Origin of the sequence: Streptococcus sp. 68 (assembly GCF_013277415.1) — a bacterium.
GTDB lineage: Bacteria > Bacillota > Bacilli > Lactobacillales > Streptococcaceae > Streptococcus.
The window spans coordinates 1-17,480 of record NZ_VMMX01000016.1 but is presented as its reverse complement, the minus strand read 5'-3'; the positions used below and the strand labels follow the sequence as shown (position 1 = coordinate 17,480).

Sequence of the window (17,480 nt, the reverse complement as noted above, 5' to 3'; positions counted from 1 at the left end):
ATTTGTATCTTGAGTAATTGAACACGGGCTAAATCCCTAGTGAAAAAGATAGATTTCCTGGTGCGCATCGCACACTGCGTCAATCTCCTATTTTCATACGGGATTCTTCACGCCCTTAGTATCTTGATCTTTGTAGGCAAGGCGTATAATTTCATCAATCCAAAGGGGATTAAAATGACAAAACAAGTGTTTCAAACGACTTTTGCGGGTCGTGAGTTAATTGTAGAGACTGGTCAGGTTGCTAAGCAAGCGAATGGCGCAGTTGTCGTACGTTACGGTGAGTCAACTGTCTTGACTGCTGCCGTTATGTCTAAGAAGATGGCAACTGGAGATTTCTTCCCTCTCCAAGTCAACTACGAAGAAAAAATGTATGCAGCTGGGAAGTTTCCTGGTGGCTTTATGAAACGTGAAGGACGTCCTTCAACAGATGCGACTTTGACAGCGCGTTTGATTGACCGTCCAATCCGTCCTATGTTTGCGGAAGGTTTCCGTAATGAAGTCCAAGTCATCAACACAGTACTTTCTTATGATGAAAATGCATCTGCGCCAATGGTAGCTATGTTTGGTTCATCTTTAGCGCTTTCTATCTCAGACATTCCATTTGACGGACCAATCGCTGGGGTCCAAGTGGGTTATGTGGATGGTCAAATCATCATCAACCCTACGCAAGAACAAGCAGAGCAATCTCTCCTTGAATTGACAGTAGCTGGTACCAAGCACGCCATCAACATGGTAGAGTCTGGTGCTAAAGAATTGTCAGAAGAAATCATGTTGGAAGCTCTCCTTAAAGGGCACGAAGCAGTTAAAGAATTGATTGCCTTCCAAGAAGAAATTGTTACAGCTGTTGGTAAGGAAAAAGCAGAAGTAGAATTGCTTCATGTGGACGCTGAATTACAGGCTGAAATTATCGCAGCCTACAACAGTGACCTCCAAAAAGCGGTTCAAGTAGAAGAAAAATTGGCCCGTGAAGCTGCAACTCAAGCAGTTAAGGACCAAGTAACTGCTGTTTACGAAGAAAAATATGTGGACCACGAAGAATTTGACCGTATCATGCGTGATGTGGCTGAAATCTTGGAACAAATGGAACACGCGGAAGTACGCCGTTTGATCACAGAAGATAAGGTACGTCCTGATGGTCGTAAGGTCGATGAAATCCGTCCTTTGGATGCGGTTGTTGACTTCCTTCCTCGTGTACATGGTTCAGGTCTCTTTACTCGTGGGCAAACTCAAGCTCTTTCAGTCTTGACCTTGGCTCCGATGGGAGAAACTCAAATCATTGATGGTTTGGATCCAGAGTATAAGAAACGCTTTATGCACCACTATAACTTCCCTCAATACTCTGTAGGGGAAACTGGTCGTTACGGTGCGCCAGGTCGTCGTGAAATCGGTCACGGTGCTCTTGGTGAGCGTGCTCTTGCTCAAGTATTGCCAAGTTTGGAAGAATTCCCATACGCTATCCGTTTAGTAGCAGAAGTTTTGGAATCAAATGGTTCTTCATCTCAAGCTTCTATTTGTGCGGGAACTCTTGCCCTTATGACTGGTGGTGTGCCAATCAAGGCACCAGTAGCAGGGATTGCCATGGGACTTATCTCAGATGGAAATAACTACACAGTATTGACAGATATCCAAGGTTTGGAAGATCACTTTGGAGACATGGACTTCAAGGTTGCAGGTACTCGTGACGGGATTACAGCCCTTCAAATGGATATCAAGATTCAAGGGATTACTGCAGAAATCTTGACTGAGGCTCTTGCCCAAGCTAAGAAAGCTCGTTTTGAAATCCTTGATGTGATTGAAGCAACCATTCCAGAAGTTCGTCCAGAATTGGCTCCAACTGCTCCGAAAATTGATACCATCAAGATTGATGTGGACAAGATTAAGATTGTCATCGGTAAGGGTGGAGAAATGATCGACAAGATTATCGCTGAAACAGGCGTTAAGATTGATATCGACGAAGAAGGAAATGTATCTATCTACTCTAGCGACCAAGATGCTATTAACCGTGCTAAAGAAATCATTGCTGGTTTGGTCCGTGAAGCTAAAGTGGATGAAGTTTACCGTGCCAAAGTCGTTCGTATCGAGAAATTTGGTGCCTTTGTCAACCTCTTTGACAAGACAGATGCCCTCGTTCACATTTCTGAAATGGCTTGGACTCGTACCAATAATGTCGAAGACTTGGTAGCAATTGGGGATGAAGTTGATGTTAAGGTTATCAAGATTGATGACAAAGGACGTGTGGATGCTTCTATGAAAGCCCTTCTTCCTCGTCCTCCAAAACCTGAACGTGATGAAAAAGGCGAAAAGTCTGAGAGACCTCACCGCCCACGTCATCACAAGGATCACAAACCTAAGAAAGAATTTACAGAAACACCAAAAGATTCAGAATAAGAAAAGGAGAAATGTATGGGATGGTGGCGCGAAACCATTGATATCGTAAAAGAAAATGATCCAGCGGCCCGCACCACTTTGGAGGTTTTGCTGACTTATCCAGGTGTCAAAGCCTTGGCGGCCCATCGTCTTTCGCATTTTCTCTGGAAGCATGGCTTCAAACTCTTGGCTCGTATGCACAGTCAGTTTTGGCGCTTTTGGACTCAGATTGAGATTCATCCAGGTGCCCAGATTGATTCAGGTGTCTTTATCGACCATGGTTCAGGCTTGGTGATTGGGGAAACAGCGATCGTTGAAAAAGGCGTTCTTCTTTATCACGGGGTGACTCTTGGTGGAACTGGTAAGGATGTTGGCAAACGCCATCCGACCGTTCGAAAGGGAGCTCTGTTATCCGCTCATGCCCAAGTTATCGGACCAGTGGAAATTGGTGAAAATGCCAAGGTCGGTGCAGCAGCAGTTGTTGTGGCTGATGTACCTAGCGATGTGACGGTTGTCGGTATTCCGGCTAAGATTGTCCGCCTTCATGGTAAAAAGGATGAGCCGGTCATTCACGAAGTCGAAGAAAAACGAGAGTACTACGTCAATAAACTCGAGCAGGCTAAAGATGTAAGTCACAGATCGTCTGGACTATAATTTATGATGATTCTTTTATCTATTAACATTTTTTAAAAGACGATATTCGACTGAGTAGGTCGTAAAGCAAAAGGGCGACTGTCAGCCCTTTTCTTGCATTTATTTGATTCTTCTTTTACTTTTTAGAAAGGAGCAAGGGATTCCGAAGTGTAGAGAGATTCGGACTGAAATTTACTTGAACTCTTAGTGATGAAACTAACTGTTCTCGGATTTTGGCTTTCCTGACTATTATTTTATGATTAAAATCTACGACACCATGTCTCGTGATTTGCGAGAATTTGTCCCGATTGAGGACGGCAAAGTAAAGATATATGTTTGCGGGCCAACCGTGTACAACTATATCCACGTGGGGAATGCCCGTTCAACGGTGGCTTTTGATACTATTCGTCGTTATTTTGAGTACCGTGGGTACGAGGTTGCCTATATTTCCAATTTTACGGACGTGGATGATAAGATTATCAACCGTGCCAAGGAAGAGGGTATCACACCTCAGGAGGTTGCGGACAAGTATATCGCTGCCTTTCGTGAGGATGTGACGGCCTTAGGCGTGAAGCCTGCAACTCGCCATCCGCGTGTGGTGGAGTTTATGGCTGACATTATCCGCTTTGTGGAAGACTTGATTGAAAAAGGTTTTGCCTACGAGAGTCAAGGGGATGTTTATTTCCGTGTGGAAAAATCCCACAATTATGCCAAGTTGGCCAATAAAACCTTAGAAGATTTGGAGCTGGGGGCTTCAGGTCGTACCGATGAAGAAACGGCTCGTAAGGAAAATCCTGTAGACTTTGCCCTCTGGAAAGCTGCCAAATCAGGCGAGATTTCTTGGGACAGTCCTTGGGGACCTGGTCGCCCAGGCTGGCATATTGAGTGTTCGGTCATGTCAACAGAGATTTTGGGCGATACCATTGATATCCACGGTGGCGGAGCCGATCTGGAGTTTCCGCATCATACCAATGAAATTGCTCAGTCAGAAGCAAAAACAGGCAAGACCTTTGCCAACTACTGGATGCACAATGGCTTTGTCAATATTGACAATGTCAAGATGTCCAAGTCTTTGGGGAACTTTATCACCGTACACGATGCCCTTAAAACTCTTAATGGGCAAGTGCTTCGTTTCTTCTTTGCGACTCAGCATTACCGCAAGCCTATCAACTTTACGGAAAAAGCAGTGCGTGATGCTGAGACCAATCTCAAGTATCTTAAAAATACTTACGAGAAACCGTTTACTGGAACTGTAGATGCTCAAGAGTTACAGGCCTTTAAAGATAAGTTTGTAGCAGCAATGGATGAGGATTTCAACTCTGCCAATGGCATCACAGTCGTCTTTGAAATGGCCAAGTGGATCAATTCCGGCAACTATGATGCAAGTGTCAAGCAAGCTCTTGCGGATATGTTGGAAGTTTTTGGAATTGTCTTTGTTGAGGAAGTTTTGGATGCAGAGATTGAAGCCTTGATTCAAAAACGCCAAGAAGCGCGTGCCAATCGTGACTTTGCAATAGCGGACCAGATCCGTGATCAATTGGCTGCTCAAGGGATTAAGCTCCTTGACACCAAAGATGGAGTGAGGTGGACACGTGATTGATGTCAATCTCATTAACGGGATTGCGTTAGCTTTTGAGGGGGATGCGGTGTATTCTATGTATATACGTCGTCACCTCATTCTAAAAGGTATGACCAAACCCAATAAACTCCATCAAGAAGCGACCAAGTATGTCTCAGCCAAAGCTCAGGCTCGCCTGATTTCCCTTATGTTAGAGGAGCAAGTCCTGACGGAAAAAGAAGAAGAAATCTACAAACGTGGTCGTAATACCAATAGCCACACCAAGGCCAAAAATGCCGATGTGGTGACTTACCGTATGTCCACAGGTTTTGAAGCCGTGATGGGCTATCTCCATATGACTGAAAATCTGGAACGTCTTGAGAGCTTGATTTCGTGGTGCATCCAAAAAGTGGAGGGCTAGGACATGATGGCAAAAGAACTACAAGACTGGTTTCCTGAAGCTCAGATTTCAGACCAACCAGTAGAGAAAGAGGGTTATCTCACTCTTCCTTTAGCTTCTCAACAGTGGATTTTGCTGGAGGAAGCTGGGCTCAGTGAGCGTGAAAAGCAGTTGGTTGCTCTTTTGACCCAGCAGGAGCAGGCTCGTTCGCTCAATCCTTGGTATTCTTATCTGATTGAGGGGAAGGGACAGGCACCGAAAACTTTTAAAAAGATTCAGTTGGTTTATTGCCATCTTTCCTATTTTCAGCAGGAAAATCTAGCTTCTTGGCTAGATATGATGCGGACTCTTTTTCCCAATTGTCAGACGGTGATTCAGGTCGGAGCTCAGGACTATGTTTTCGTGCTGCAACAAGACAAATACACATCTGTACGAGCTATTTTAAGTGATACGATTGAAGCGGTTGAGTATGACTTTGGACTGCGTCTCTCTATCATGTTGGGTCAGGTTTGGTCTCAAACAAGCCATCAAGCCCTATCAGACTTAATCAAAGCGGAGCGGGATTTGTTTAAGACTTGGTGGCGTCAGGGTCACCAAGGCGTTCATACTTTTTCTCAGCTCTATCTTTGGAGTATGGGAGAAAGACTCGTGGACTTGAAGGCAATCAAGGAATGCCTGCACCAGATGATTTTGGACCAGGATCAGATTCAGGAAATCATTCTCTCCCTTTGGGAAAATAGTGCTGTCCTAACAAAAACAGCCCAGCAACTCTATCTGCACCGCAATTCTCTCCAATACAAGATTGATAAATGGGAAGAATTGACAGGGCTTCAATTGAAGGAATTGACCGACTTGACCCTGTGTTATCAGTTGATTTTAGGTTCTTTGTCAACTATAGTTGGTTTGTAAAGAAGTTAATATTTGGAGAAGAGGAGTGCCATCTTCTCCATTTTTATGTGCAGAGTTATAGTGGATTGAGGCTGGGAAAGTACACTGTGACTGCTAAAGCATTCTTAGAAGTTGCTTTGATTTTCCTAATCTATTTATGCAAATTTTATGTTATTTTACTATAGTTGTTTGATTTTTGTTTAGTATTAGAAGATTGAAAATCAATGAATAAATCTACCAGCAGATGACTCAAAACGTCCTTTTGAAGCTGTAGGTAAGGCAAAGTTGACGTAGTTTGAAGAGGTTTTCGAATAGTAGGAACATCCAATTTCGGTATGTTTACTTATGGAGTTTTTCTTAGTGATACTTATATCTAGACACAAAACTATAGCTTGAGAGCTAGTCATTTTCAGATAAGATTTAACTCTTCCTAATACTGGGTTTTATTTGCTTTTCAGAGTCCTTTTCTACTAGAAACTGGAATGTATCCTATTTATAGTAGTAATCGCTAGAAATATGGTAGAATCAAAAAAAGAATCAGCTGCTTTTTTATGTAAATTTCAACCTGTGAAGTCTAAAAATTTTTAACTTTCTCCTTTCTTTTCCGAATAAATAGATAGTAGCAGTGAATCTAGCAAACCTAGATTAAAAAATGTGCTATAATAGAAGGAGGAAAAGGATGATTCTAAGACATCCGGGCATTAGCCCAACCAATGACTTGGTTGCTAAGAAGATTTTTAGTAATCCAGAGATTACTTGTCAATTTATTCGCGATATGCTGGACTTGCCAGCAAAAAATGTAACTATTTTGGAGGGAAGCAATATTCACGTCTTGCCTTCCATGTCCTATTCAGCGCAGGATTTCTATACCAGTATAGACGTCTTGGCGGAGTTGGACAATGGGACACAGGTTATCATTGAGATTCAGGTTCATCATCAGAATTTTTTCATCAATCGCCTGTGGGCTTACCTGTGCAGTCAGGTTAATCAAAACCTTGAAAAAATCCGTCAACGAGAAGGTGATACACACCAGAGCTACAAATACATTGCACCAGTTTACGCAATCGCAATTGTAGATAGCAACTACTTCTCGGACGATTTGGCTTTTCACAGCTTTAGTATGCGAGAAGATACGACAGGTGAGGTTTTAACTATCACAAATAACGGACAAGAAAACCATCTGGTTAAGATGGCGTTCTTGGAATTAAAAAAATATAGAGAAACCAGCAAAGACGAGGTTCGCAAGCCGTGGTTGGAGTTTTTCGGGAATAAACCCTTTACCCAGCAACCTGAGCGAGCCATCAGCCAGGCAGACCAACTGCTGGACTACAAGAGCTGGTCCGAGGAGGACAGGAGAATGTTTAGTGAACAACGCAGACGCGAAGAACAAGCCTTGTTAGCGCATGACTATGCCTTGGAACAAGCTGAGGAAAAAGGGTTGGAACGTGGTCGTGCAGAGGGTTTAGAGCGTGGACGAGCTGAGGGAGTTGAACAGGGATTGGAGCGCGGGAAAGTTGAAGGAAGGGAAGAAGGAAAACTTTTTGCCTTTCTGGATATGGTTCGTCAAGGTCTTCTAACACCTGAGGTTGCGAGTGAGCAATCAGGCATGACCGTGGCTGAGTTTGAAGAACTATTGAAAGAGCATCATAAATAAAACCTAAAAAATACAGAGAAACCAGCAAGGACGAGGTTCGTAAACCGTGGTTGGAGTTTTTCGGGAACAAACCCTTTACCCAGCACCCCGAGCGAGCCATCAGCCAAGCAGACCAACTGCTGGACTACAAGAGCTGGTCCGAGGAGGACAGGGAAATGTTTAGTCAACTACGTATGCGCGAAGAACAAGCCTTATTAGCACAGGACTATGCCTTGGAAACAGCTAGGGCGGAAGGCATTGAACAGGGGTTGGAACGTGGTCGCGCAGAGGGTTTAGAGCGTGGACGAGCTGAGGGAGTTGAACAAGGACTTGAACGTGGGAAAGTTGAAGGAAGTTTGTTCATGCTACTAAATCTCGTTCGTCAAGGTCTTCTGGTACCTGAGGTTGCCAGTCAGCAACTGGGTATGACTATCGCTGAGTTTGAGGCGCTTTTGTAAGTTAGGGGATGTATCTAGCTTTTCCCTCAAAATATTATCAGAGTGCTAGGAAACTTACATCATATTTCACGATTTTCAGCAGAATGCTTCTGTTGATTTTATATAGAAAAAATGTCAGATTTTATCTTTCTATAGATAAGGTCTGTTTTTTATTTATATTAAATTTAAAATATTATCCATAATAAGGTTGATAGATAAGGGTGTGCATATATATATATAATCGCAAGAAAATACTGTTATATCGGCTTTTTTGTTACTTTTTTAACGTCTCCACGAGACTGCTAAAAACTTCGCGTTTTGCTGTTCAAATTTGCGAAAATAGGATATAATAATACTATCTCGGAATTTGTCTTTTGACAAGTGTGGGAATAAAAAGAAACATATCCTTTCTTTAAATACCTAAAATATTTAAGGGGGGGGTATTTTTTGGTACCTCCAGAAAGGGAAAACGAGAGGTAAGATAATGAGAAAATCATATCGTGATGATAATGGTGAAAAAATTTACCGTTACTCAATAAGGAAATATCATTTTGGGGCTGCTAGTGTTGCAGTGGCGGCTCTGATGTTCTTTGCGAATGGGGTGCAAGCGCAGGCCCCTGCAGTGTCTCCGGTAACAGCTAGTGATGTAGTTGCTGGACCTTCTGGAAATTCAGATGGGGATCCACAGGATTCAGATGAGGAGAATCCGGAGAAAACGGCAGTAGTTGAACAGCCAGTTGATCTCAAATCAGCAGGAGAATCTAGCACTCCAGAAGCTAAAGCTGAAGAAGGAAGTCAAGAAGAATCAGAAGCTGAAGTTAAAAGTCCTCAGCCCGAGACTAAGATAGACGATAAAGAAGAAGCTCCTCAGGTGGCGAAGGAAAAAGATCAGGAAGTATCAGCGCCAGTAGCTGACACAAGTGCAGCCAAATCGACACAAAGCACCCTAGAAGCTTTGTTGGCAAATCTGACCCTAGACTCCATGAAGGCTCTCCACATAGAAGTCGAAGAAGGTCTCGCAAAGGCTAAGGCGGTCTTAGAGAATCCAAAAGCGACGCAAGCACAGGTTGATGAGCAAGTGAGACTCATGGAAGACCTGACTCGTCGGGTCAAGGAAGCTTTGTCACCTCAAGTTTCCACTCCTCCAGTCTTAGAAAAAGCAGGTCTGACAAACACTAGGCTGGCTGCTCCAGAGGGGGCTGTACTAACTCCAAAGGAAGCTGTTACAAAAGTCCTAGAGAAGAATCCTGTAGCATCAACTAATGGAGAAGTTAGGACTCCATCAACTAAACTTTCAAAGTCAGAAGTTAGTGATAATCAGAACAAAGAAAAATTGAAAACGATTTCAAGAGATTTGTCTGCCTATCTGACACAGGCGAATGAAATCACACGTCCTGAGACTAAGAAACTTTTAGAAGGAGTAGAAGAAATTGTTAAATCAATTGAAGCTAGTGTATTACAACCTCAGTTAACACCAGCTGAAATTGAAGAACTCCTCAAAAAAGGAAAACAAGCAGAAAGAAAATTAGCGCTTGCTGTTACTCGTGAAAAATCAGGTAAACGTGCTGTTCTAAACGGAACTAGAATGGCGGAAGGTAGTGATTTTAGAGCTAATACGACTGGTCTTAATACAAAAAGAGCGTATATTGTTCAAAATGGTGATGGTTCAAACTTGCCTGCTGAGACGTATTTGTATGCAATGAACAGAAGGACTAGTGACAAACCTATGGAAGGTAATTTAGTGCCAGTAAGTGATGCAGTGGATGAAGCTAAGGTTACTGTTACAAACTTAGGTAATGGTAATTTTAAATGGGATTTTGTTTTTAATAGTAAACAAAAAGATCATCAAAATGCTTTTTATTGGTTTACTTTACCGAAAGGGCATACTATTACAGAGACTCTGGCAGCTACTAGAACAAATGGGGGACATACTAAGTCATTTGTTGCTGGAAAAGGTTCTTTTAATCAAGAATGGGGTGGAAAAACAAAAGATGCTATAGCATCAGGAGATGCAACTTATGGTCCTGCTAGTGGGAAAGACGGGGGATTTGATCGTAACTTTGGTAGTATTGATGATGTGACAAATACTAATTTTATTGCAAGAGTTGGTGCGAGTCAGAGGACAGACTCTCTTCCTACAGATACTAGGAGTTCTGATGGATATTATTACTTAGGACCAACTATAACTAGATTTAAACAATGGCAGAGCGGAACAGGAGTTTCCGACGAATTTTACAAAAAATCAGAGAGAATTATAGGTGGATTAAAACAGAAAACAGATTTATTGTATTATTTCACTTTAAACACAGGGAAAGTACAACTTTCTTATATAACCCATACAGACACACCGTATGCCCCAATCTATTATGGAACGGGTATGAGATCGCTTGAGCATAATGAAGCTTTTATGTACTTCATGGCGAGAGGTTTACAAGAAAAGCCGAATGCTCCGACAATTTCAGATAATAATGTAGGTACAGTTACCGTAACACCGAATACCGAAAAAGCAGATAAGGTGGAAATTTCTTACATCGGTTCTGATCAAAGCAAGAAGACAGCAACTTTAACGCGTAATCACAAAGATGGAACTTGGTCAAGTAATGATAATGGAATTGAAGTTTCCGGAAATTCGTTCACTGTCAAGAAAGATGCTGTCAAAGTTGGAACGCCAGTGAAGGCGAAATCTTACTTTGGAAATAGTGACTCAAGTGATGAAACAACACGTGATATTTTAAAACAAACTGAAAAACCAACAGTTAATGCTTTAGAAGATGGTTCTGTAACGGTAACTCCAAATGGTTCCGCTAATTATTTGAGGATTAGTTATACTGATGAAAGAAATACGAATAAAACAATAACTGTTAACAAGAATGAAGGAACTTCTATATGGAGTGTCTCTAAAGATTCTTCTTCCGATTCTTCTATTACTATCAATTCAAAGAGTGGGCTAGTAACTATTCCAGCAACTAGTGTTGCTGACAATACAAAAGTAAAAGCACAAGCGCAAGCGCGAGCAAACGGAGAAGCGTTGAGTGTTGAAGTTGAAGCTACAGCAAAAAATGAAGATAGAACTCCACCAACAATTAGTGTTAAAGATGGAACTACATGGAAACAAGGAAACACAAATGGAGAGTTGACTCTATTAGCAGATCAAGTAAATGGTGAAATCAAGTTAAATGTTAAAATTGAAGATAATCAAGGTGGAAAAGGTTTTGGAGAGTTTAGTGTAAGGGGAGATAACAAAACTGTTGATTATAGTATTAGCGGTGGAAGCTATAATGGAGGTTCAACAATATTCTCAGCTTTCGGTAAAGATTCAGACGCTACAGCATTACTTACATTAAGATTAAATAAAAAAACTAATGGAGAATATGATTATCCGTCAACAGGTTTTACAGTTACAATAAAAGCTAGAGACAATAGTCCACGACAAAACTGGACTACTGAAAGTTCAACACCGAAAGAATTAACTATTACAGTAAAACCGAAGGATTTATTACCACCGAAAGTGAAGTTTGTTCAACCGTCTAATAATGCAGAAACTGTTTTGACTGAAAATCAGACTAGCATTCCAGAGGTAACTATTTTTAGAGGGGCTACTTTTAATGTTCCACTTAAAGTTTCTGATAATGGAGAAAAAGGGAATGTTAATTTAACAGTAGGTTCAGGATTGCCAAGTGGTGTAAGTCTGCAAAATGGTCCTGTTGTTAAAAAAACAGGAGCGACAGAAGGGCATGAAGCAACTGTTAATATTAGTGGAAAGGTTGCTGCGGATGCTTCTCTTGGTGAGCATGTTGTGACATTAAAAGTTTCAGACGATGGGACAGGAAGTGTAGATAAAGGGAATAAAGCTACTCTTAAATTCAAGGTGAAAGTAGTCGATTTAGAATTTGAAAATAGAGGTACAGAAGTTAATGCTACTACTCGTGCGGATGTCTTAGGTTTGGGTGAAAATAGTGTAGATCCAAATAATTATTTAAGAACAACAGATGGAGAAAATGTTCATAATGATAGTTATTTCCCTAGTGGCATGAAATTCCGTTATTTAAACGGTAAAAATCTTAGTGAAACAGTTTCTTTTGATAAGATTGGTAAACACTCGGTTAAGGCTAGAGCGTATTTCCCTGATGATCCTAGGGCTAAAGAATTACCAACGAACCCAAATGATCTAACAGGTGATACTAGCCCAGTAGCAAGAAGAGGTTACTTGGAAAGGACGATTGAATTTAACGTTCGTCCAAATACTCCAACATTAACGAATACAGAATTTTATGGTACAGCAGGAAGAAAACCAGAAATAACGGTTAGTAATCTTCCAACAACTATTCAATTACAAAGCGGAGCAACTGTAACGGTTGAACTTTATCAAGGAAATACGAAAGTTGCTAGTAAGACTGTATCAGAGAGAAATGGTTCGACAACTTTTTCTGCTGGAGATTTTTCTTCAAACTTGACAGAAGGGCAACAAGTTCATGCAGTTGTAAAAGTAGTAGGAAATTCAAATTCAAATTCTTATACAGTAAATTCGAATAGTAGTAATAGCGCTAGGGTAACTGGAAGAGTTGCGCTTAATAATCTAGCTGAAGGTAAAAAAATCGTACAAGTACAAGATTTGAATAGAAACGGTGTACTATCAGAAGCTGAAAAAAATGCGATTAAACATGCAATCTTGGAAGCAAATAAAAATGGTGTATTACAAGGTAAGAGTGTTAATGATATTAATATTTCAGCAACAGGTTTAATCACAGCGGTTGTAAGAGATAATAAAGTCGCAGAACTGCAAATTGATCCTAAGACAGGTGTGGTTACAAGATTTGCACATATTCGTGACGATTATGATGTTTCAATTTCTGACAATTCAAAACTGCCTAACCGAGCTACAGATCCTGGATTTGAATGGAGTAGTGATCATAAGAGTTTAATTTATAAATTTGATGCAACAGCAGGTTCGAGAGAGGGGATTATTAATACAGGAGAAATATTGAAAAAACTCACTGCGATACCTAAGGCGAATAAAACTGCTGGGCAAGCTTCACTAAATCCAGTAAATGGCAGTGATAAGGTTAATGGTGAACGAAATCAGCAAAATTATAGACGTGATAGTAGAACAGGTTACTTTTATTACAACAATAAACCTGTCAATATTATGGATATAGTAAACCCATCAAATTATGCTGGAGGAGAGCAAGTAGATAATACTGCGAATAAGCTTGTTGAGAATAATCGTAGAGACATAAATAATAGTAACATTGTAGGGACTACTCTAGGAAGTGAAACTATACCTGCAGCAAATGGTGCAGCATCAATCACTTTAAGTAATGTTGTTAAAGGAAAAAACGGTAATTCGTTAATTGTAAGAAAACAATTATATCTAATGCCGAAATATACAAATAATGAATTACTAGCAGATCGTGGAACTACAAATGCTGAAAATACAAATGTGATTAATGTTTACTTTGTACCTGTTGATCCAACAGCTCCTCAAGTTGAACGTTCGACTTCAAATACTTTAGCGACTACAAGTGCTCAAGCAAGCCGCCTAGCAGATAATACTTCTTTTGCTGGCTTAGCCAAAGTGACAGATAACTACGATAAGGATGACGTAACAAATCCTTCAAGTAATACTGTTCGTAATAAATTAAATATGTGGGTTAAGAAAGATGACACTAAAGTACAGATTGTCGAAAATGGTGTTGAAAAAACGGATGTTATTAATAACTTGAAAAAAGAAGTTAATTCAGCAACCTATGAAGTATATGCAAAAACAACAGATGCTTCTGGTAATAAGAGTCACGAGGATAACAGTGATGGTGCAAGTCTTGGATTCTTTAGAGTTGGATATAACTTAGTTGCGCGTCAAACAATTAATGTTGTACGTGGGGAAAGTATTTCTACAGGTGACTTGAAGACATTTATTCAAGTTCGAGAGGGTAATACGCTTCAAGATTTACCACAAGGTGCAACTGTCACAGCAGCTCTCGAAACTAACAGTATAAGAAATGGAAAAGAAGAGACAAAAACGGTAGAAGCGACTGTTAATTTCGGAGAAAATAGAACTCAAAAAGTTACTTTAACTTATAAAGTTTTAAATACATTCCCAATTGCTCGTACGCTTTATGATTTTAAAAATCCAGATACAGCACGTAGTGGAGATTCATCTGTATATTATCATAATGGAGGAACTATTCCTGATGGAATGACTTGGATTTATAAAGGAAGTGATAAAGCAACAAAACCTGGAGATGGATTCACAGCAGCTCTTGCAAATGATTCAGTTGGAACGACGAATTATGAATTTGGTGGTAAGTATAACTATGGTCGTTTTACAAATAGTCCAACAACAGGTAATCTAGAATATACAGAGCAAGTTGTTCATAAAGTGTTTGATATTACTGATAGTAATGGAGTTACAGTGGATAAAGGAGCGGCTCTAACTGTTAATCAAGCTGAGGCTGCAGTCAAAAAAGTTGATGGTTCGGAAGATTTACCATCTGGAACAACTTACGAATGGGTAGGCACTCCAGATACAAATACACCGGGAGTAAGAACTTATAAAGTAAGAGTAACGTTACCAGTATCTCAATCAGGTAATGATGCACAACCAGCCGCAACTCAAGTAAGATCTTCTAAGACAATTGATGTGACGGTTAAGGTTAAGCCAACAGCTCCAACGGTAACTCCAGCAACTAACGGTGATGTTACAGTAACTCCAGCGAATGAAACCAATGTCAATAAAGTGGAAGTGATGTACACTCCAGCGGACACAAATCGATTAGAAGATAATGGAAATGTCGCAAAAACTACGCATACAGCTACAAGGATTGTTGCTAGTAAGGGAGCTAACAATAAATGGACGATTACAAAAGGTGATAAAGTTGGCGTTACTATAAATGGTGATACAGGTGCAATTACACTGAAAGATTATATCGTTAAAGATAGAACAAGTGTGAGTTCAACTGATTCAGCACAAGATGTTTTAAGTAATCGTAATCAAGCGGATGCTAATAATGGCGAACAAGATAAGCCAACTATCGGTTTAAACAATACGCTTGTAGGTGTTGGAAAAACATTTGATTTTTCTCTTGGGTTATCAGACGATGGTGTAGGTGTAGACGATTCAAATATCAAGGTTACTTTACCAACAGGAGCAACTGGTCTAACTTATGATTCAGCAACAAAATCAATAAAAGGAACACTAAGTTCAGCCGCTAAACATGATGTTACAGTAAGAGTCCTAGATAAGAATGGGAATAAAGCTGAGAAAATAATCTCTATAGCTGCTGTGAAAGCTAAGCCGATTTATGCGATTAAAGACGGAACAATCGACAATGTAGACACTCCAAGTAACTTTGTGGAAATGCCTAAAGGGGTTACTTTAACTGCAACATGGAAAGATGGCAACAAACCAACAACAGCGGCAGTGGGGAATACGACTAAAACTGTGATGGTTAGTGCGAATGGTTATACTTCGACAGAAGTAGATGTTCCGGTGACGGTATATCCAACTGTGACACTTCGTAAGGTAGACGGCAAAGAAGTGACAGAATACCATGAAATAGTTGGACAACCATTGACGTCTGCTGTAACGGGAACTGGTGGAAGAACAACAACTGTTAAACCGGACTTTTATGTAGAATTTGAAGGCGGAAATAAACCAGATGGTACAGCTATTACATTTAAAGATGGAAATCCAGCTAGCCCAAGCACAACAGCAGGTACAACGACTAAAACTATCGTTGTAGCTTATCCAAATGGAGCAGGAACTGTTGAGAAAACAGTTACGTTCAAGACTTATGGAAATGAACCGAAGTATGAGGATGGAAAGGATTCTGTAGAAACAATAGTTGGTAGTCCATTTGAGAAAACAAGTGCTAGTGATTATGTTAAATTAAGCGATCCTAAATTACCTAATCCACCTAGAACTGCGATAGCTTGGGGGAATGGATATAGTAGTTCTGCAAATCCAGTTTCTAAAGTTCAAACTACAATAGGAATGCGTGAAGAAAATGTTAATGTTTATTACACGTCGGAAGTTGCTAAATTACGCGGTGATGGTAGTTATCTATACACGCATCAAGACATTAAAGTCACTCTAACTGTCAAACCACAAGCACCAAGACTAACTGCAAATCAATTCCAAGGTAAGGCAGGAACTAAACCTGAGATTACAGTGAGCAATCTTCCAACAACTGCACAGTTGACAACAGGCTCAACTGTAAAAGTACAGTTGAAAGATGCAGATGGTAATGTAGTCGCAGAAAAAACTGTAGCAGATGGAACAGGAAGTACAACGTTTACTGTAAATGATTACAAGAGAACGGTAGATTTAGGTCAACGATTAACAGCTAATGTGGTTGTTTCAGGAACTTATCAAAAAACAGAAAAAACGGATACTGGAACAAGCCAAGTCCCAACTGCTTATTCTTTAGTTTCTAATAATAGCAACAGTGAACAAGTCACTCCTCAAAAACCAACCTTTGATACTGCAACAGTGACTTCAACAAGTCGTACACTAAGCGGTACATTAGGTGGATTTGACGCCCCTAATAAAGTAGTCGAAGTCCATTTGAATGATGAGAATAATACAGTCTTATCAAGTGCACGTACTGGAGAAGTGACAATCACCGGAGATAAATGGACAGCTAAACTTCCAGACACTGTAAAACTTCGCCAATCAGTTGCTAAAAATGGAGAAACTGCCAAACCATCAGGTATTACAGTAGAGAATAAGGTTGCAGGTATGACAATCTCTACTACAAGTGATGAAAAAGAAGTTGCAATGGGTGCTTATTCTGTATCACCTGCAATTGCTGGTAGCAAGCATATTGATATTACAGTGCCACATGATGCCAAACGAGTTGAATTACGATTCCATAACAGTGTGGAAACAGGAGATAAACCAAATAGTATCACTCTTGTACGTGGCGCAGATGGTACTTGGCACACAGATGCAACTCGTGCTGATAATACAACGGTGACAGATGCTTCTGGATATGTCGGAACAATTACAGCTACTCCAAGCGCTACTAATCCAGCAGAAAGTATTATTACTATTCCTCTTAATGAAGAAAGTAACGGTAAGAAACTTCACATTAGAGAAGAAGCTGCTAACGGGGATAATACAGCAACCTACGGCAAAGGACTAGGTTTGCGTGTAGAATATCAACCAGAAGCAGGACAAGACCCAACGGCTGCTGGAAACTGGAAAGTCGCTAATGTTACGAATACAGCGCCTGTTCTAGCACATAGAGGAACAGAAGGAACTACTGAAGCTAATCGAAAAGTTTATGAGTCAGGTACGACATTAACAGCGGATTTACTAAAAGATTTAGTGACAGTAACAGATGCAGAAGATAATGCGACAGATGCGAATAATAAACCATACGGCTCATCAACAATAGAAATCGTATCTGGTTTAACAGAAACACCAGGAAAAGCAACAGCTCCTGGCATTTACACAGTTACTTTAAAAACTACTGATAGCCAAGGAAGAGAAAGTAATGAGTTGACTCTTTATGTTGAAGTGAGAAAACAGAGAGATGATTATACTCCAACCGCTACGGA

The 17,480-nt window shown here is 40.4% G+C and carries 7 protein-coding genes and 1 pseudogene; all 8 read left to right on the top strand.

Annotation, left to right across the window (positions count from 1 at the left end):
- Positions 1-174 precede the first annotated feature (174 nt).
- A complete protein-coding gene (gene pnp, locus HT720_RS09225) occupies positions 175-2,388 on the top strand; it encodes a polyribonucleotide nucleotidyltransferase (protein WP_173275914.1) in 2,214 nt (737 codons plus the stop codon).
- Positions 2,389-2,403: 15 nt separating this feature from the next.
- On the top strand, positions 2,404-3,021 hold the full coding sequence (gene cysE / locus HT720_RS09220) for a serine O-acetyltransferase (RefSeq protein ID WP_173275911.1): 618 nt from the start codon (positions 2,404-2,406) through the stop codon (positions 3,019-3,021).
- A gap of 235 nt (positions 3,022-3,256) precedes the next feature.
- Positions 3,257-4,600 (top strand): cysteine--tRNA ligase, encoded by a 1,344-nt coding sequence (cysS, locus tag HT720_RS09215; RefSeq protein ID WP_173212691.1) that lies wholly within the window; start codon positions 3,257-3,259, stop codon positions 4,598-4,600.
- Complete coding sequence (locus tag HT720_RS09210; RefSeq protein ID WP_000567927.1) at positions 4,593-4,979, top strand: Mini-ribonuclease 3; 387 nt, start codon at positions 4,593-4,595, stop codon at positions 4,977-4,979. Before cysS ends, HT720_RS09210 begins: the two co-directional genes overlap by 8 nt.
- 3 nt (positions 4,980-4,982) lie before the next feature.
- Entirely contained in the window at positions 4,983-5,867 is an 885-nt protein-coding gene (locus HT720_RS09205) for a PucR family transcriptional regulator (protein ID WP_173212689.1), read from the top strand.
- Between the two features lie 658 nt (positions 5,868-6,525).
- A complete protein-coding gene (locus tag HT720_RS09200; RefSeq protein ID WP_055387790.1) occupies positions 6,526-7,500 on the top strand; it encodes an Rpn family recombination-promoting nuclease/putative transposase in 975 nt (324 codons plus the stop codon).
- A 5-nt stretch (positions 7,501-7,505) separates the two neighbouring features.
- Positions 7,506-7,937: pseudogene (locus HT720_RS09195) on the top strand (hypothetical protein); the annotation flags it as partial.
- A 463-nt stretch (positions 7,938-8,400) separates the two neighbouring features.
- Positions 8,401-17,480, top strand: a 9,080-nt coding sequence (locus HT720_RS09190; protein ID WP_173275905.1) for a YSIRK-type signal peptide-containing protein, incomplete at its 3' end; no start/stop codon positions are given.